This window comes from Paractinoplanes ferrugineus, assembly GCF_016862195.1.
Taxonomy (GTDB): Bacteria; Actinomycetota; Actinomycetes; order Mycobacteriales; family Micromonosporaceae; genus Actinoplanes; species Actinoplanes ferrugineus.
In genome coordinates this window covers 45,236-61,612 of record NZ_BOMM01000022.1, presented here as the reverse complement: position 1 = coordinate 61,612, position 16,377 = coordinate 45,236, and the positions used below count along the sequence as shown (strand labels likewise).

Annotated in this window: 16 protein-coding genes; 5 read left to right on the top strand and 11 right to left on the bottom strand. The window is 71.0% G+C overall.

Annotated elements, in window-relative coordinates:
- Positions 1 to 71: 71 nt before the first annotated feature.
- Both Afe05nite_RS13930 and Afe05nite_RS13925 read left to right on the top strand, forming a co-directional pair.
- The gene (locus Afe05nite_RS13930) at positions 72 to 2,147 is read left to right on the top strand and encodes a galactose-binding domain-containing protein (protein WP_203817489.1); all 2,076 of its coding nucleotides are present in this window, start codon (positions 72 to 74) and stop codon (positions 2,145 to 2,147) included.
- A 73-nt stretch (positions 2,148 to 2,220) separates the two neighbouring features.
- Positions 2,221 to 2,490, top strand: a complete 270-nt coding sequence (locus tag Afe05nite_RS13925; RefSeq protein WP_203817488.1) for an excalibur calcium-binding domain-containing protein — start codon at positions 2,221 to 2,223, stop codon at positions 2,488 to 2,490.
- Between the two features lie 55 nt (positions 2,491 to 2,545).
- Here the strand turns inward: Afe05nite_RS13925 and Afe05nite_RS13920 are convergent, their stop codons facing one another.
- Both Afe05nite_RS13920 and Afe05nite_RS13915 read right to left on the bottom strand, forming a co-directional pair.
- Positions 2,546 to 2,899: a VOC family protein gene (locus tag Afe05nite_RS13920; protein WP_203817487.1), complete on the bottom strand. Its 354-nt coding sequence runs from the start codon at positions 2,897 to 2,899 to the stop codon at positions 2,546 to 2,548.
- A gap of 43 nt (positions 2,900 to 2,942) precedes the next feature.
- A complete protein-coding gene (locus Afe05nite_RS13915) occupies positions 2,943 to 3,608 on the bottom strand; it encodes a TetR/AcrR family transcriptional regulator (RefSeq protein ID WP_203817486.1) in 666 nt (221 codons plus the stop codon).
- An 84-nt stretch (positions 3,609 to 3,692) separates the two neighbouring features.
- Here Afe05nite_RS13915 and Afe05nite_RS13910 point away from each other — a divergent pair, with 84 nt between their 5' ends.
- The 3 genes from Afe05nite_RS13910 (at position 3,693) to Afe05nite_RS13900 (ending at position 5,063) form a co-directional block, all read left to right on the top strand.
- Positions 3,693 to 4,142 (top strand): nitroreductase/quinone reductase family protein, encoded by a 450-nt coding sequence (locus Afe05nite_RS13910; protein WP_203817485.1) that lies wholly within the window; start codon positions 3,693 to 3,695, stop codon positions 4,140 to 4,142.
- A gap of 114 nt (positions 4,143 to 4,256) precedes the next feature.
- A complete protein-coding gene (locus Afe05nite_RS13905) occupies positions 4,257 to 4,649 on the top strand; it encodes a DoxX family protein (protein ID WP_203817484.1) in 393 nt (130 codons plus the stop codon).
- A 12-nt stretch (positions 4,650 to 4,661) separates the two neighbouring features.
- Positions 4,662 to 5,063 (top strand): SRPBCC family protein, encoded by a 402-nt coding sequence (locus Afe05nite_RS13900; protein ID WP_203817483.1) that lies wholly within the window; start codon positions 4,662 to 4,664, stop codon positions 5,061 to 5,063.
- Between the two features lie 247 nt (positions 5,064 to 5,310).
- On the opposite strand, the gene Afe05nite_RS13895 is transcribed toward Afe05nite_RS13900, so the two are convergent.
- The 9 genes from Afe05nite_RS13895 to Afe05nite_RS13855 form a co-directional block, all read right to left on the bottom strand.
- Positions 5,311 to 5,691, bottom strand: a complete 381-nt coding sequence (locus tag Afe05nite_RS13895) for a VOC family protein (protein WP_203817482.1) — start codon at positions 5,689 to 5,691, stop codon at positions 5,311 to 5,313.
- Between the two features lie 117 nt (positions 5,692 to 5,808).
- Positions 5,809 to 7,167, bottom strand: a complete 1,359-nt coding sequence (locus Afe05nite_RS13890; RefSeq protein WP_203817481.1) for a serine hydrolase domain-containing protein — start codon at positions 7,165 to 7,167, stop codon at positions 5,809 to 5,811.
- Positions 7,168 to 7,208: 41 nt separating this feature from the next.
- The gene (gene fahA / locus Afe05nite_RS13885) at positions 7,209 to 8,423 is read right to left on the bottom strand and encodes a fumarylacetoacetase (protein ID WP_203817480.1); all 1,215 of its coding nucleotides are present in this window, start codon (positions 8,421 to 8,423) and stop codon (positions 7,209 to 7,211) included.
- Complete coding sequence (locus Afe05nite_RS13880) at positions 8,420 to 9,208, bottom strand: hypothetical protein (protein WP_203817479.1); 789 nt, start codon at positions 9,206 to 9,208, stop codon at positions 8,420 to 8,422. The genes fahA and Afe05nite_RS13880 overlap by 4 nt, the downstream gene beginning before the upstream one ends.
- Positions 9,205 to 10,407 (bottom strand): homogentisate 1,2-dioxygenase, encoded by a 1,203-nt coding sequence (locus Afe05nite_RS13875; protein ID WP_203817478.1) that lies wholly within the window; start codon positions 10,405 to 10,407, stop codon positions 9,205 to 9,207. The genes Afe05nite_RS13880 and Afe05nite_RS13875 overlap by 4 nt, the downstream gene beginning before the upstream one ends.
- Positions 10,408 to 10,602: 195 nt before the next feature.
- Positions 10,603 to 12,474, bottom strand: a complete 1,872-nt coding sequence (locus Afe05nite_RS13870; RefSeq protein ID WP_203817477.1) for a hydantoinase B/oxoprolinase family protein — start codon at positions 12,472 to 12,474, stop codon at positions 10,603 to 10,605.
- Positions 12,474 to 14,516 (bottom strand): hydantoinase/oxoprolinase family protein, encoded by a 2,043-nt coding sequence (locus tag Afe05nite_RS13865; protein WP_239117803.1) that lies wholly within the window; start codon positions 14,514 to 14,516, stop codon positions 12,474 to 12,476. The genes Afe05nite_RS13870 and Afe05nite_RS13865 overlap by 1 nt, the downstream gene beginning before the upstream one ends.
- Before the next feature lie 8 nt (positions 14,517 to 14,524).
- The gene (locus Afe05nite_RS13860) at positions 14,525 to 15,718 is read right to left on the bottom strand and encodes a CaiB/BaiF CoA transferase family protein (RefSeq protein WP_203817476.1); all 1,194 of its coding nucleotides are present in this window, start codon (positions 15,716 to 15,718) and stop codon (positions 14,525 to 14,527) included.
- Positions 15,715 to 16,344 carry a GntR family transcriptional regulator gene (locus Afe05nite_RS13855; RefSeq protein WP_203817475.1) on the bottom strand — a complete coding sequence of 210 codons (630 nt, stop codon included), beginning with the start codon at positions 16,342 to 16,344 and terminating at the stop codon, positions 15,715 to 15,717. Before Afe05nite_RS13855 ends, Afe05nite_RS13860 begins: the two co-directional genes overlap by 4 nt.
- Between the last annotated feature and the right edge of the window lie 33 nt (positions 16,345 to 16,377).

The window sequence follows — 16,377 nt, the reverse complement described above, 5'->3', positions numbered from 1 at the left end:
TCATGTGACCGGCGCTGCCACCATGACCCTCGATCCGTCCCCATCCCCAACCGGATCACCAGGAGTCCCCCATGCCCCTGACCAGGCGCACCCTGCTGTCCGCGGCGGCTCTTTCCCCGGCCGCCGCCCTGTTGTCCCAAACCGCGGCCGGTGCCGCGTCCCCGCCCGGCGACGTCGTCGGCAAGATCAGCGTCGGCTATCAGGGGTGGTTCGCCTGCCCCGGTGACGGCGCCCCGATCGGCGGCTGGTGGCATTGGAGCCGCGACCGCTTCCAGCCGCCCTCGACCGGCAACACGACGATCGTCTCCTGGCCGGACGTCCGCGACTACACGCACACCTATCCCACGGCCTACCCGAATCTCGGCGACGGCCGCCCGGCCGCGCTGTTCTCCTCCTACGACCAGCAGACCGTGGACACCCACTTCGGCTGGATGCGCGCCTACGGCGTCGACACCGCCGCCCTGCAACGCTTCAACCCGGTCGGCGACGAGGGCCCCACCCGCGACGCCATGGCCCAGAAGGTCCGGGCCGCCGCCGAGGCAACCGGCCGGAAGTTCTACATCATGTACGACGTCAGTGGCTGGGCGAACATGCAGTCCGAGCTCAAGGCCGACTGGACAGCCAAGATGTCGGCGCACACCGCGTCGGCGGCGTACGCCCGGCAGAACGGCAAACCGGTCGTCTGCGTCTGGGGTTTCGGCTTCGCCGACGAGAACCACACCTTCCCCCCGGCCGCCTGCCTGGACGTCGTCAACTGGCTCAAGGCCCAGGGCTGCTACGTGATCGGCGGCGTGCCGACCTACTGGCGCGAGGGCAGGAACGACAGCCGCGCCGGTTACCTCGACGTCTACCACGCGTTCGACATGATCTCGCCGTGGATGGTGGGCCGCACCGGTGATCTGGACGGCCTCGACTGGTTCTACACCAACGTCAACACGCCCGATCAGGCCGACTGCAACGCCCACGGCATCGATTACCAGCCGTGTGCGCTGCCCGGCGACCTGTCCGCCGGACATCGGCGGCACGGCGACTTCTACTGGCGCAGCCTCTACAACATGGTCCGCCTGGGCGCCCAGGGCCTCTACGTGTCCATGTTCGACGAGTACAACGAGGGCAACCAGATCGCCAAGACGGCCGAGACCGCCGCGTCGGTGCCGGCGGGCAGCGGCATCCGGGCCCTCGACGAGGACGGCACGTTCTGCTCGGCCGACTACTATCTGCGCCTCACCACCGACGGCGGCCGGATGCTGAAGGGGCAGCTCGCCCTGACCGCGACCCGTCCGACCCCGCCCACCACCACCCCCACCACCGGGGGCGACCTGGCCGCCGGGCGGGCGGTGAGCGCCAGCAGTGTCAACGGTTCCTACGCGGCGGCCAACGCGGTCGACGGCAACGCCGGCAGTTACTGGGAGTCGAGCGGCGCGTTGCCGCAGTGGCTCTCGGTAGATCTGGGTGCCACCCGCTCGGTGACCAGGGTCGTCCTGCGTCTGCCGGCCGGCTGGGAACGGCGTACCCAGACGATCGCCGTCCAAGCCGGCGGCGACGGCACCACCTGGACCACCGCCGCCGGCAACGCCGGCATCGTCTTCGATCCGGCCACCGGCAACACCGCGACCATCACGCTGAGCGCCACCTCGGCGAGATTCCTCCGGCTGAGCTTCGCGGCCAACTCCGGCTGGCCGGCGGCCCAGCTCGGCCAATTCGAGGTGTACGGCGACAGCACGCCCCCGCCGAGCACCGACCTGGCCCGCGGCCGATCGACCACCGCGAGCGGATATGTCCAGAACTACGCGCCGGGCAACACGGTGGACGGCGACGCCGACACCTACTGGGAGAGCGCCAACAACGCCTTCCCGCAGTGGGTGCAGGTGGACCTGGGGACGGCGGCGCCGGTCGGCCGGTTCGTCCTGCGGCTGCCGCCGGCGTGGGGCGCCCGCACCCAGACCTTGGCGATCACCGGGAGTACGAACGGCTCGGCGTTCACCACCCTCGCCGGCGCCGCCGCCCGCACGTTCGACCCGGCCGCCGGCAACGTGGTGACTGTGACGTGCACGCCGACCCAGGCCCGCTACCTGCGGGTGACCGCGACGGCCAACTCCGCGTGGCCGGCCGCCCAGCTGTCCGGGTTGGAGGTCTACCCGGGCTGAGGGCCGTCACCCATCGGCTGATCGTCGCGGGTTCGCCCGTCCCGGTCGCGGCGTCGCGGGTCATCGTGTGAGCATGACCAGCAAGATTGTTCAGATCGCCGTGGCGACGACAACCGCGATCGGGATCGCCGCGCCCGCGCAGGCGGCCCCGCCCGAGCCGATCAGCTATCCCAACTGCGCCACGCTGAACGCCGTCTACAAGCACGGCGTGGCCAAGGAGGGGGCCGTCGACAAGACCGCCACCGGCAAACCGGTGACCACGTTCCTGGTCTACCGGGCGGCCTACCTCAAGAACACCCGCCTCGACCGGGACAAGGACGGCGTGGCCTGCGAGAAGAAGTAGCTCGGTCCACGCCGAGACCCCGGTCCACGCCGAGACCTCGGTCCAGGCAGAGACCTCAGTCCACGCAGAGACAGAACGGGTGACCGGCCGGGTCGAGGAAGACGCGGAACGAGGTGTCGGGCTGGTGCGCGTGTTTCGTCGCGCCCAGCCCGAGCACCGCCCGCTCCCCGGTGTCGAGGTCGTCGACGATCACGTCCAGGTGCACCTGCTGCGGGTGTTCCTGGCCCGGCCACTCCGGCGCCCGGAAGTCGGCCACCTGCTGGAACGAGATGCACTGCTGGCCGTCCTTGATGTCGGCCCAGTCGTCGCCGGGCTCGACCTTCCAGCCCAGCAGCTCGCCGTAGAAATGGGCCAGCACCGACGGGTCGGGGCAGTCGAGGACGAAACTCGGGGAGCGCGCGATAGCCATGCCGATCATGCTACGAGCGGTTCCGGACGATCAGCGTCCGCTACTACTGGGAAGTCCGCCGGCGTTCGAGTCCGTCGAGGATCAGATCCAGCGCGAAGGCGAACTCGACGTCGTCGTCGCAGCCGCCGAGGGTGCCGCTGTGCGAGGCCTCGGCGGCAAGCTCGCCGACGTGCGGCAGGGCGTCGAAGGCGCCCGGGGGCGGCGGGGCGGCACCCGGCTTGTCCGCGAAAAGATCCTGGCTGAACCCGAGGATCCGGCTGCCCAGCAGGTGGATGGCGTGGTGGCCGAGATCGACCGGGCAGTCGCCGGCCCGCATGATGGCCAGCACTCGCTCGATGTGCATCAGGACGGCCGGTGTCGGGGTGTCCCCGCCCTCGATCACCCGCACCGCCCACGGATGCCGCAGCATCACCTCGCGCGCCGCCATGATCAGCGCGCGTAGCCGAGCGGTCCACGGCCCGGCCGACGGCGCCGCGACGATCTCGGCGGTGACGGCGTCGGCCATGCACGCAAGAAGCGTGCCCTTGTCGTGCACGTGGTAATAGATCGACATCGCGTCGACCTCCAGCGCCTGGGCCAGCTTGCGCATGCTGAAGCCGGCCAGGCCCTCACGGTCGGCGAGCTCGACGGCGGCGGCCACGATGCCGGCCCGGCTCAGCCGCGAATTGGCGCGGGCCGGGATGCCGGCTGAGGGAGAGCGTCGGGCCACGGCGGAATCCTACTTGCTCCCCTACACCGTAGGGCCTAACCTACGGCGTAGACCTACAGCGTAGGTTTCCGGCCGGAGGAAGCCATGCCCCAGCTGCCCCCGAGATGGTTCATCCGCGGCGCCTGGCGCGCCCACCGCACCCTGCTCCGCGTCTCCGCCGACCGCGTCGGCCTGTCCACCCCCACGCCGGGCGGCAAGTTCGGCATGCTTCGCCTCACCACGATCGGCCGCCGCACCGGCACTCCCCGAGGCGTGGTCCTCGGCTACATCCAAGACGGCGACAACTACGTCACCCTCGCCATGAACGGCTGGGCGAAGGAAGATCCGGCCTGGTGGCTCAATCTCCGGGCAGATCCGCACGGCACCGTCGACCTCAGGACCGGCTCCCACCCGGTGACCGCAACCGAGGCGACCGGCGCCGACCGCGAGCGGCTGTGGGCCGCCCTGCACGACTGCACCGGCTACGGCGACCTCGACGCGTTCGCCGCCCGCCGCGGCCGCGAGACGGCGGTGGTCGTGCTCGCCCGCTCCTGACACGGCCCGCCCGGCGCGCGGACGCACCACGGATTGCCTGGCTGATGTGACGAGCACGACGCGTATTTCGATCGCGGAATGATTCGTCGCGACGAAATGGGAGATCATCAGGGGATGAACGCATCCTCCGTGGCGCGCGCGCTGGGCCAGGCTGCCCTCGGCGGCATCCTGCTGACCGCCGGCGCCGGGCATCTGACAAGCAAGCGGGAAGAGTTCCAGGCCCAGGTACCGTCCTGGTTCCCGGTCGATCCCGATCGCGTCGTCGTGGTGTCGGGCTTCGTCGAACTGGCGCTGGGCACGGCGCTGTTGACGACCTGGCGCCAGCCCGCCCGCCGGCTGCTCGGCACCGCCGTGGCCGGGTTCTTCGTCGGCGTCTTCCCCGGCAACGTCGCCCAGTTCATCGAGCGCAAGGACGGCTTCGGCCTGGACACCGACGGGAAACGGGCGCTCCGCCTGCTCGGGCAGCCGATGCTGGTGGCCTGGGCGCGGGCGGCCACCAAGGGTTGAGATGATCGGTGGGTGGCCACCATCCGTGTAGAAACCTTCATCGACCGCCCGGCCGGCGAGGTCTGGGCGGCCGTCGCCGACATCGCCGCCGTCCACCGGCGCCTGCTGCCCGGCCGGGTCCGCGACGCCCGGCTCGAGGGCGACATCCGCATCCTGACGATGCCCGACGGTTCCGAGATCAGGGAGCTGATCATCTCCGTCGACGATCAACTGCGGCGCTTGGCGTACGCCGTACAAGCGGGCCAGAAACTATCTCTCACCTACCATCACGCGTCGTTCGAGGTGCGCGACGAGGGTGCCGGGGCTCGCCTCATCTGGCTGACCGACGTTCTCCCGCACGACCTGGCCCCCGCCGTCCGGGCCCGCACCGAGCGCGGCATGGTCGAACTGAAGCAGACCCTCGAAAGCCCCTGACACGATCGCTGTTCCGGCCAGTTGTCGGGGACCGGAGCCTTCGCCGGCCACGGCGGCAGCACCGGCTCGATGAGCTTCCACAAGCTGTCATCAACGACTCAGGCCTTGCTCACGACGATCCGCACTTCGCCACGCTGATCAACATCGATTCGACTGATCGGGTCAGGCGTTCTGAAGCGGCCCGATCACGGTCGGCCTCTGCGCGTCGGGGCGGTGAGCGGCCTGGGCCGGGTGCCCCGGACAGGCGTCACGGCCAGGTCTTGGCGTTGCGGGCGAAGACTTCGGGGTCGCTGTGCCGCGGGATCACGCAGACGAGGTGGCCGCCCGGGACGCGCAGGATCCGGCACTCCAGCCAGCGGTTGACCTCGACGGCGCCCAGGGACAGCAGGCGCTCGGTCTCGGCCTCGACGTCGTCGGTCTCGATGTCCAAGTGGTAGCGGGCGGTGTCGTCGACCGCCTGCACCGCCACGGTCAGGCCGTCGAGGATGCCGGGCAGGGAGGTGAACTGCTCCTCGCCCTTCTCCGGTTCGGCGGGCACGCCGAGGGCCGCCGACCAGAAGGCCGACGCCCGCGCCGCCTCGTCGGTGGGGACGTCGATGAGCAGTGTGGAAAACCGGCTCCGATGCATCCGCCCAGGTTACGTTTCCGGCCACGCACGCGGAATGAAGGGCCCGGGCCGGCGAAGCCGGGCCCCGGCCCGGCCTCGGCGGGAGCGACGGTCCGTCACCCCCACCGAGTTACGACATCAGGATTTGAAGGTTTGCCAGCCGTCCCTGTCGACACCGCCGGGGATCGGGGCGGCGGCGTCGTAGGGACTGCGGGTGAAGACGAAGCTGCCCAGGTCGAAGTGGGTGATGGTGCCGTCGGCGGCGCGGCCGAGGCGCAGCCGTTCGCCGTCGTAGTAGTCGCTCGTGCCGATCCATTCGCCGGCGCCGGTGGGTCGCAACCGGACGCCGCGGACCGCCGGTGGCACGGTCAGCTCGAGCCAGCCGTCGGCGAGCGGTTTGAGCACGTGCTCGGCCGGACCCCAATACCAGTGGCCGGCCAGGGCCAGCAGCGACTCGTCGACCGACGGCAGCGGGGTCCACGGTGCCGGGATGCGCGGCTCCCGGTCGGCGACCAGGTCCAGCATCTCGGCGGCGACCAGCGGCAGGGGCGCACCGGTCGTGCTGTTGGCCAGGGCCACCGCGGCGAGGTCGTCGTCGGGGCTGGTCCACAGCGTGGCGACGAAGCCGGGCATCGAGCCGGTATGGCCGGACAGCAGGCGTTCGTCGCGCTGGAACAGCTCCATGCCGAGGCCGTAGGACCAGTTCCAGCGGCCGACCGCGGGCGCGCTCGCCGGCCGGCGCATCTCGCCGACCGAGCCGGCGCTGAGCACCCGGTCGTCGCCGTGCAGCAGGAACGCGGCGTAGCGCGACAGGTCCTCGATGGTCGACCAGATCTGCCCGGCCGGGGCCATCAGGCCGGTGTCGGTGAGCGGTTCCGGCAGCAGCACGTCGGCGTGCGGGTGGACGGCCCAGCCGGCGGCGTGCGGCGCGACCGGCAGCAGGGTGGTGCGGCGCAGGCCGAGCGGCTCGAGGATCTCGTTGCGCAGCACGGTGCCCCACTCCTGCCCGCGCAGCTTCGCCACGAGCGCGCCGAGCAGCGCGAACCCGGGGTTGGAGTAGTGGAACCGGTCGCCGGCCGGGTGCACCCGGTGCTGCTCGGCGAGCACGTCGGTCAGCGCCCGGCGGTGCTCCCCGGCCGTGCGCTCCCACCAGGGGCCGGGTGTCTCGGAGGTCAGCCCGGCGGTGTGCGCGAGCAGGTCCCGGATGAGCGCGTCGCCGGCCGGGCTGCCGGGCAGGTGCGCACCGAGCGGGTCGGTGAGCGAGATCAGGCCCTCGTCGCGCAGCCGCAGCACCAGCACGGTCGTGAAGGTCTTGCTGATCGAGCCGACCCGGTACTGCACGTCGGTGCCGGTGTCACTCCCCCAGCTCTCCGCCCACACCCGGGCCCCGTCGCGCACGACGGCGGCGACGATCGACGGGGCGCGGGCCTCGACCTGGGCGGTGGCAAGGCGATGGCGCAGCGCGCGCCGGGTTTCCGGGAGCAGCTCGTCCGACATCCCGGAAACTTATCCCTTTCGTCCGGTGGGATGCCGCTGATTTACGACCCGCCGAGACCGCCCACCGGGGTGCCGGCCGGCGCGATCCGGCCGGTGACGGCGCCGAAACTGAGGCGGCTGCCGTCGGCGGCCGGGGCGGTGGCGGTGATCGTCACCTCGTCGCCGTCCTCGAGGAAGGTGCGCGTGCCGCCGCCGGCCAGGGTGAGCGGTTCGGCGCCGCCCCAGGACAGCTCGATCAACGATCCGCGCTGGTCACGGGCCGGGCCGGAAACGGTGCCCGAGGCGAACAGGTCACCGGTTCGCAGCGAGGCGCCGTTGACGGTCAGGTGGGCGAGTTGCTGGGCGGGTGTCCAGTACATCTCCGCGAACGGCGGCGAGCTGATCAGCTCGCCGTTCAGTCGCACCTCGAGGGCCAGGTCGAGGCCCCACGGATGCTCGGTGTCGTCCAGGTAGGGCAGCAGCGGCTCGGCGCGCGCCGGGGGTGCGACCCGGGCCGCCGCCAGCGCCTCGACGGGAACGATCCAGGGCGACATCGAGGTGAGGAACGACTTGCCCAGGAACGGGCCGAGCGGGACGTACTCCCACGCCTGCAGATCCCGCGCCGACCAGTCGTTGACCAGGCACACCCCGAAGACATGCTGGTCGAACTCGCCCAGCGCGACGGACTCGCCGAGCGCGGTCGGCACCCCGACGACGAACCCCACCTCGGCCTCGATGTCGAGGCGGCGCGACGGACCGAGCGACGGTGCGGCGTCGGGGGACTTGCGCTGGCCGTTCGGGCGGACGACCGGGGTGCCCGACACCTGCACGGTGCCGGCCCGGCCGTGATAGCCGATCGGCAGATGGGTCCAGTTGGGGGTCAGCGGCGGCGTGCCGGGCCGGAACATCCGGCCGAGGTTCTCGGCGTGGTGCCGCGAACTGTAGAAGTCGACGTAGTCGGCGACCTCCACCGGCAGGTGCATCGTCACCGCGGCGGCCGGGTGCAGGTGCGGTTCGACGGCAGACCGGTGCGACTCGTCGGTGAGCAAGTCGACGAGGCGCCGCCGCAGCCGCGACCACGCCGCGGGCCCCTGCGCCATGAACGCGTTCAGACTGCCGGTGGCATGCACCGGATCACCGGTGACGGCGGCCAGATCGAGCACCCGATCGCCGACCGCCACCCCCGTACGCCTGTCGTCCGGGCCGCTCGTGAAGATCCCGTAGGGCAGGTTGGCGAGGCCGAAGCCGGTTCCGGCGGGCAGTTCGAGCCAGCTCACAGCAGTCCCAAGGTCGTCAGGTCGTCGATCGGCTCCTGCACGCTGCACGTGCCGAACGAGATGAACAGGTCGCGGGCCAGGGCGGCCCGCTCCGGGGTCAGGGCCCGGATGCCGGCCGCGACGCCCGGCGCGTAGTCGGCTTCCAGATGACCCTCGGCGATCAGGGCCGAGCCGTCGGCACTGAGCGCGGCGGCGGCCAGCAGCACGTTCAGGAAGCCGTGGTGCTCGAAGCCGGTGGCCGGGTCGGTGTGCCGGATCGCCTGGTGCAGGCCGGCCGTGCACTTGAACGCGATGCCGCGGGCGGCACAGGCCGCCATCGCGTCGGCGAGCGCGGCCGGCGCCGGGAAGAGGTCGGCGCGCAGCCCGCCCGTCCGCAGCTTGGCCCGGTAACGGGTGCCGGCCAGGACGTCGACCACGTGCAGGGCGTCCCACGACAACTCGACGTAGGCCGGCACCTCCGGGGGCAGGACGTCGTCGAGGATCTTCAGCACGTCACGGGCGTCCGGGGCGGTGCGCACGGCCGGGATCTCCACCGCTCGCACGCGCACGCCGGGCCGGTCGAGCGTGGTCAGGTCGGCGGCGGCGGCGATCAGCGACACGTCGATCGGGGCCGCCTCGTCGGCGTACGGCATCAGTTCGTCGAGCCGCGCCGCCGCGACGACGAAGGGTCCGACCAGGTCCGCGAAGCGGGCGCGCAGCGACCGATGAGCCGGGACCGCCACCTCCATCGGCGCGTCGCCCGGCGGGAACAGGGCCGCGTCGTCGAACAGTCCGTCGAAGATCACGACGGTCCCCGGCCCGACCACGACCAGGCGTACCGACCGTCGTCCGACGCCGTACCGGCCTCGCCGAGGCCCAGCGGACGGAACGTGTCGACCATGACCGCGGTCTCGTCGAAGAATTCGGCGCCCAGCGAACGCTCGACCGCGCCCGGCTGCGGGCCGTGCGAATGACCGCCCGGGTGCAGCGAGATCGAGCCCTTGCCGATGCCGGAACCCTTGCGTGCCTCGTAGTCGCCGTCCACGTAGAACATCACCTCGTCGGAGTCGACGTTCGAGTGGTAATAGGGCACCGGGATGGCGAGCGGGTGGTAGTCGACCTTGCGGGGCAGGAAGTTGCAGATGACGAAGTTGGTGCCCTCGAAGACCTGGTGGACCGGCGGCGGCTGGTGGACGCGGCCGGTGATCGGCTCGAAGTCGCGCAGGTTGAACGCGTACGGATAGAGGCAGCCGTCCCAGCCGACCACGTCGAACGGGTGCTCGGGCACGACGTGGACCGTGCCGGCGAGCCCACCCGGCCCGTCGCCCCGATGCTTCACGAAGATCTCGACGTCGGTGCCCTCGGCACTCATCGGTTCGGCCGGCGCCCGCAGGTCACGTTCGCAGTAGGGGCTGTGCTCCAGGAACTGGCCGTAGCGGGAGAGGTAGCGCTTGGGCGGCGCGATGTGCGAGTTGGCCTCGATGGCGTAGACCCGCAGCGGCTCGTCGCCGATCGGCACCCACCGATGCGTCGTCGTGCGCGGAATGATCACGTAGTCCCCCGCGCCGACGTCGAGCGCTCCGAAGGTCGTCTCGACGGTCGCCCGGCCGCGCTCCACGAACACGCACTCGTCGCCGACGGCGTTGCGATAGAGCGGCGAGGGCAACCCGCAGACCGCGTACGAGATCCGCACATCCGCGTTGCCCAGGACCAGACGCCGCCCGGTGACCGCGTCCACCGCCTTCCACTCCTGTCCCCCGAACAGGTCGTGGAGCTTGAGGTGGCGCGGGATCAGCGGCGCGTTCGCCGTGATCGCCTGATCCGGCAGTTCCCAGGGGCGCGCGTCGACGAGGGCCGAGGGCAGCCCGCGGTGATAGACGAGGGAGGAGTCCGACGAGAACCCTTCCTCACCGACCAGTTCCTCCGCGTAGAGCCCGCCGTCGGGCCGCCGATGCTGCGTATGCCGCTTGGCGGGAACGCTGCCGACTTGTCGGTAGAACGCCATTGTCATACCTCCGGTTTGTTCAGATTTTGAGCGGTTTGCTCAGCATCCGAGTAGGCGGCTCGCCTCGCCTCGTGAGCGCGACGACGTCCCCCACCGCACTCACTATGCCGCCCCGAGCCGGCCGCCGCAGCAGCGGTCCCGACAGCAAGAAGGCGGGGCCCCGCGACCGCGGGACCCCGCCGAGCAGACCGAGGATCAGGTCCAGACGGGACGTACGGGCGCCGGCAGCCCGGTTTCCTCCTCGCACCGGGCCAGGATCTCGTCCAGCCCCGGGCCCATGTCGAAGACCGGTAGCTCGGCCGGCCGGTCGGTCCGCATCCGAGCCCGCAACGCCGACGTGCCGGCCGGGTCGAGCTCGCCCGCCTCGGAGACCTGCACCCCGTACGCGAGTGCGCCGGAGGCGGTGACCAGCCCGCGCCGGACCTCCTTGGCGACCAGCGCCGGGTCTCGCTCGAGGGGGTCGCCCCACCCGCCGCCGCCCCAGGTGACGAAGTGCAGCACGTCGCCGGGGCCGACCGGCACGTCGTGACACTTGCTGGGCAGCACCTCGCGGTCGCCGGACGCCCGATCGATCCACTTCCGTCCCCGCGCGCCCGGTGCGCCGCCGTTGACCCCCCACGGATAGGTGAGCCAGCGGTCGTCGTGGATCGCGATGGTGCCCGGCTCGAGGAAGCGGTAGGCGACGTCCACACCGTTGCCGCCGCGGTGCAGGCCGGCCCCGCCGGTGTCGGCGACCGTCTCCCACTTCTCGATGCGCAGCGGGTAGTAGGACTCGAGGAACTCGCACGGAATGTTGACGAAGCTCGGCCACAGCGAGTGGCCGTCGGGGCCGTCGCCGAGCGGCCGGCCGGGGATGCCGCCGAACCCGATCGAGTAGAGCTGGAACCATTCGCCCTTGCGGTCGCCGCCGGAGTAGTTGCCGGAATACATGAAGTGCGGCGAGGACGAGAAGCCGGCCGCGTTGAGCAGCGCCGGGTCGGTCTGCCCGAGCAGCCCGCCGAACAGGTCGAACACCCGCCCGATGCCGTGGTTGCGGGCGTTGAGCGCGGCCGGGTGCTTGGGCTTCCAGTAGGACCCGTCCGGGATCGTCACGTCGACCAGCGGATAGAAGCCGTCGTTCCACAGGATCTGCGGGTCGGCCACGGTGATCATGTAGATGCCGAAGAACATCCGGGCCAGGTTCTCGTTCAGGTAGTAGTTCACCGGCCCGATCGCCTGCGGGGACGAACCTGTGAAGTCCAGGTGCACGCGGTCACCGGTGCGGGTCAAGGACAGCTTCAGCTCGTACGGGCCGTAACCGACCCCGTCGTCACAGATGTAGTCGGTGAACGAGAGGGTGCGGCCCTCCTCGAAGACGACGTGCAGGAGCGTCTTCATCGCGTCGTAATTGCGCTGCAGCAGGGCGTCCAGCGCCGAGAGATACCGCTCGACACCGAACCGGGCACACATCTCGGTGACCCGTCTCGCCGCCGTGCGACACGCCGCGACCAGGCCGTTCAGGTCGGCCCGGTTCCAGTCGGGCACGCGAACCTGGTTCAGGATGATGCGCAGGGCGTCGTCGTTGAGCTTGCCCCCGGCGTACAGCTTGAAGGGCGGGATGACCACGCCCTCCTCGTAGATCGTCTTCGCGTCGGTGGGCATCGACGACGGCGTCTTGCCGCCGACGTCGGACATGTGGCCGAACATCGACGCCCAGCCCACCACCCGGCCGCCGGTGAAGATCGGGATGACCACGAGCCAGTCGTTGGCGTGACTGATGGCGGCGCCGCAGGAGTAGGGGTCGGAGGTCAGCAGGACGTCGCCCTCGCCGATGTCGCCGTCGAAACCGGCGAGGAAGTCGGGGATCGACAACCCGAACTGGCCCACCACCATCTTCCCGCTCGGGTCGGCGATGAGCGGGAACTCGTCGTGCTGCTCGCGGATGCCGGGACTCAGGGCCGTGCGGAAGAGGACCTCGTCCATCTCGTAACGGGCGTTGCGCAGGCCGTTCTCGACCAGGTCGAGGGTGACCGGGTCGACCTCGACCGGGTTCAGCGGCGCGGTGTTGGTTTCCACTAGGCGGGCCATCAGGCCTCCTTCGAGGGACGGATGAGGAGGCTGCCGCTCGCGTCGGCGGTGGCGGCGTGGCCGGGGAGGATGAGGGTGGTCGAGTCCATTTCGGTCACGATGGCGGGGCCGGTGATGACGTTGCCCGCCTTGAGCTTGAGCCGGTCGTAGAGGGCCGCGTCGACGAAGCCCCCGTCGACGTAGATCGGGGTCTCGCCGGTGCGCGCCGCGGACGCGTCGGCGTCGCCCTTCTCGAGGTTCGTCGGCGAGACGCGCGGCCGGGGGCCGGTGACCGTGGCTCGCGCGTTCACCAGCTCGTGATCGACCGCAAGGGTGAAGGAGAAGAGCCGCTCGTGCTCGCCGTCGAACTTGGCGGCGAGCCCGCCGGGGCCGTCGGCCGGCTCGAACGTCACCGGCAACTCGTTGCCCTGCCCGACGAACCGGAGGTCGGCGGAATAGGTGATCTCCTGCGGGGTGACGCCCTGGGCCGCCAACCGATCGGCGGCGGCCGTCGCCAACTCCTCGAAGATTCCGGCGAACTCGGCGGCGGACAGATCGTCGAGCTTGCGCAGGACGGTCCGGGCGGACTCGTCGCGAGCCGACGTGGTCGCGTCACCGAGGGCGCAGAGCACACCGGGTGACGGCGGCACGATCACCGGCCAGGCCCCGGTCAGCCGGCCGAGCGCATTGGCGTGCAACGGCCCCGCCCCACCAAACGCGACCAGGGCGAACTCGCGCGGGTCGAACCCCTGCTGCACGCTCACCAGCCGCAGACCGCCGAGCATGTTCTCGTTGACGATGTCGATGATCCCGGCCGCCGCCTGCTCGGCGCTTTCCAGCCCCATCGCGTCGGCGATCGTCTGCACGGCGGCGCGGGCGGCCGCCCGGTCGAGGTCGATCTCGCCGCCGGCCAGGGCCGCCGGGAGATAGCCGAGCACCACGTTGGCGTCGGTCACGGTCGGTGCGGTGCCCCCCTTGCCGTACGCGGCCGGGCCCGGTTCCGCCCCCGCCGACTGGGGACCGACCCGCAACGCCCGGGTCAACTCCGGGACGTGGGCGATCGAGCCGCCGCCGGCACCCACCGTGCGTACGTCCACCGCCGAGGCCCGGACCGTGAGGTCACCCACCTTGGTCTCCCGGCCGATGCGTGCCTGCGCGCCCTGCACCAGCGCGACGTCGGTGGAGGTGCCGCCCATGTCGAAGGTGAGCAGCTCGGTGTGGCCGGACTGCTCAGCGACCCAGACCGCGCCGGCGACACCGCCGGCCGGGCCGGAGAGAAGCATCGTGACCGGGGACTTGATCGCCGCGTCGGCCGACGAGAGACCGCCGTCGCTGCGCAGGATGGACAGTTCGGCCGGCACCCCCTCGGCGGTCAGCTTGGCGCTCAGATTGGCGACGTAGCGGGCGACCTGCGGCTGGACGTAACCGTTGGCGACGGTGGTCAGCGCCCGTTCGTACTCCCGCATCTCGGGCAGCACGACCGAGGAGAGCGACACCTCGATGCCCGGCAGTTCCTCGCCGGCGAGCTCGAGCAGCCGCCGTTCGTGCACGTCGTCGGCGAAGGCGTTGATCAGCGAGATGGCGAGAGCCTCCACCCCGTTGGCCCGGAGTTTTCGCAGGGCGACCCGGGCCGCCTCCTCGTCCAGTTCCTGGATCAGGGAACCGTCGCTGGCGATGCGTTCCGGGACCTCGACCGTGTTCTCCAACGCGGCGAGCGGTTCCGGTTTGGGCCAGATGATCCAACCGGCCAGGCCGCCCGGGACGAACGACCGGGCGATCTGCAGCACCTGGCGGAATCCGGCGGTCGTCACCAGACCGACGGTGGCGCCTTTTCCTTCGAGGATCGCGTTCGTGGCGACCGTGGTCCCGTGCAGCACGTGGGCGACCGCCGACCGGTCGATCCCGGCCTCGGCGCACACCTTGTCGATCCCGTGCAGCACGCCCACGGACTGATCGCTCGGCGTCGAGGCGGTCTTCGCCCGCCACGTCGAACCGGTTTCCTCGTCGATCAGCAGCACGTCGGTAAACGTGCCGCCCACATCCACGCCGAGTCGATAGGACATAACACTCCTTAGATGATTCCGGTCTGGCGCAAAAGCGCGCGCTCCGTTTCGTTCAGGCCGAGAAGGCCGCCGTAGATCTCGTCGTTGTGCTCACCCAGGCTCGGCCCGGCCGTCCGCACCGCACCCGGTGTCTCGGACAGTCGGGGCGTCGCGTTCTGCATCGGGATCTCCCCGAAATCGGGGTGCGGCACGTTGACGATCGCCTCCCGCGCCTGGAAGTGCGGGTCGGCGAACATGTCCTTGGCGCGGAAGATGCGCCCGGCCGGCACACCACCACCGTGCAGTTCGGTCAGGAGCTCGTCGGCGTTCCTGGTCGAGGTCCATTCCGCGATCAGGACATCGAGTTCGGCCATGGCCGTGCCGCGAGCGGAGTGAGTGGCATAGCGGGGATCCTGCGCGAGATGGGCGGCCCCCATCACGTTCGCGAGCCGGCCGAAAACGCTGTCCTGGTTGGCCGCGATCAGGATCAGATCGCCGTCACCGGTCGGATAGACATTGCTCGGCGAGACGTTCGGGAGCACCGCCCCGGTGCGTTCCCGCTGGTAACCGGCCACCGCCCACTCCGGAAGCAGCGATTCCATCATGGCCAGCACGGCCTCGTAGATCGCCGAGTCGACGACCTGGCCGCGGCCGGTCCGGGTGCGGTTGTGCACCGCGACAAGCGTCCCGATGGTGGCGTAGGTGGCGGCGAGGGAGTCGCCCAGCGAGATGCCGGCCCGCACCGGCGCCCGATCCGGATCCCCCATGACGTAGCGGATCCCGCCCATCGCCTCGCCTATCGAGCCGAAGCCGGCCCGGCTCGCGTAGGGGCCGGTCTGGCCGTATCCGGTCACCCGGGTGACGATCAGGCCGGGGTTGGTCTCCCACAGCACCGACGGCGCCATGCCCCAGCGCTCGAGGGTGCCGGGCCGGAAGTTCTCGACCACGATGTCGGCCTTGTCGATCAACTCGCGGACGAGTGCCTGCCCCTGGGGTTGCCGCAGGTCACACGTCACCGACTTCTTGTTGCGCGCGACCACCGGCCACCACAGCGACTTGCCGTGCGGCTTCTCCCGGCCCCACTCGCGCATCGGGTCGCCGCGGCCCGGGTCCTCCACCTTGATCACTTCGGCGCCGAAGTCGCCGAGGAGCTGCCCGCAGAACGGCCCGGCAAGCAACTGGCCGAACTCGACCACCCGCAGGTCGTCCAGTGGCAACGTCATCCGCTTCTCCCGATCATCGTGGCCCGCGCGTTGTAGAGGTGGGCGCGCATGACCGCTTCCGCCCAGTCGCCGTCACCCGCCCGCGCCGCCGCCACCATCTCCACGTGGTGATGCAGGCTCCGGCGCATCGCATCGGGCGTGTAGTCGGCGAAGTTCTGATGCACCACGGCCGCGTGGGTGACCGCCTTCAGCGCGCCCGCGAGCGGCGGCGACCCCGCCGCCTCGATGAACATCCCGTGGAAGCGCCGGTTGGCGTCGACCAGACCGGCGAGGTCCTGGCCGCCGTCCCGCAGCATCCGCTGGGCGAGCCCGTCCAGCTCGGCCAGCTGATCCTCGCCGAGGCGAGGCACCGCCTGCCGGACCGCATAGGGCTCCAGCCGCAACCGGAGCTCGAAGATCTCCCGGAGCTGGTCCTCGCTCCACGACGCCACCCGCGCGCCGCGATTCGGCTGCAACTCGACGAGACCCTCGGCGGCGAGCCGCGACAGTGCCTCCCGGATCGGCGTGCGGCTCACCCGCAGACGACCGGCCAGCTCGGCCTCGCCGAGACGCGTGCCGGACGCGATCGCCCCCGAGAGGATTTCCTCCCGCAGGGACTGAGCTGCCTGTTCCGCCGCCTGTCGCACCCGGGCCTCCTAGCGCCGATTGCATGCAATCCT

What these genes read in the sequence shown, in the direction of transcription:
- Afe05nite_RS13905 (WP_203817484.1), top strand. Translation starts at nt 4,257, where the DNA reads ATGAACGCATCCTCCGTGGCGCGCGCGCTGGGCCAGGCTGCCCTCGGC.
- Afe05nite_RS13860 (WP_203817476.1), bottom strand. Translation starts at nt 15,718, where the DNA reads ATGACGTTGCCACTGGACGACCTGCGGGTGGTCGAGTTCGGCCAGTTG.
- Afe05nite_RS13910 (WP_203817485.1), top strand. Translation starts at nt 3,693, where the DNA reads ATGCCCCAGCTGCCCCCGAGATGGTTCATCCGCGGCGCCTGGCGCGCC.
- Afe05nite_RS13870 (WP_203817477.1), bottom strand. Translation starts at nt 12,474, where the DNA reads ATGGCCCGCCTAGTGGAAACCAACACCGCGCCGCTGAACCCGGTCGAG.
- Afe05nite_RS13895 (WP_203817482.1), bottom strand. Translation starts at nt 5,691, where the DNA reads ATGCATCGGAGCCGGTTTTCCACACTGCTCATCGACGTCCCCACCGAC.
- Afe05nite_RS13875 (WP_203817478.1), bottom strand. Translation starts at nt 10,407, where the DNA reads ATGGCGTTCTACCGACAAGTCGGCAGCGTTCCCGCCAAGCGGCATACG.
- Afe05nite_RS13930 (WP_203817489.1), top strand. Translation starts at nt 72, where the DNA reads ATGCCCCTGACCAGGCGCACCCTGCTGTCCGCGGCGGCTCTTTCCCCG.
- Afe05nite_RS13890 (WP_203817481.1), bottom strand. Translation starts at nt 7,167, where the DNA reads ATGTCGGACGAGCTGCTCCCGGAAACCCGGCGCGCGCTGCGCCATCGC.
- Afe05nite_RS13920 (WP_203817487.1), bottom strand. Translation starts at nt 2,899, where the DNA reads ATGGCTATCGCGCGCTCCCCGAGTTTCGTCCTCGACTGCCCCGACCCG.
- Afe05nite_RS13865 (WP_239117803.1), bottom strand. Translation starts at nt 14,516, where the DNA reads ATGTCCTATCGACTCGGCGTGGATGTGGGCGGCACGTTTACCGACGTG.
- Afe05nite_RS13925 (WP_203817488.1), top strand. Translation starts at nt 2,221, where the DNA reads ATGACCAGCAAGATTGTTCAGATCGCCGTGGCGACGACAACCGCGATC.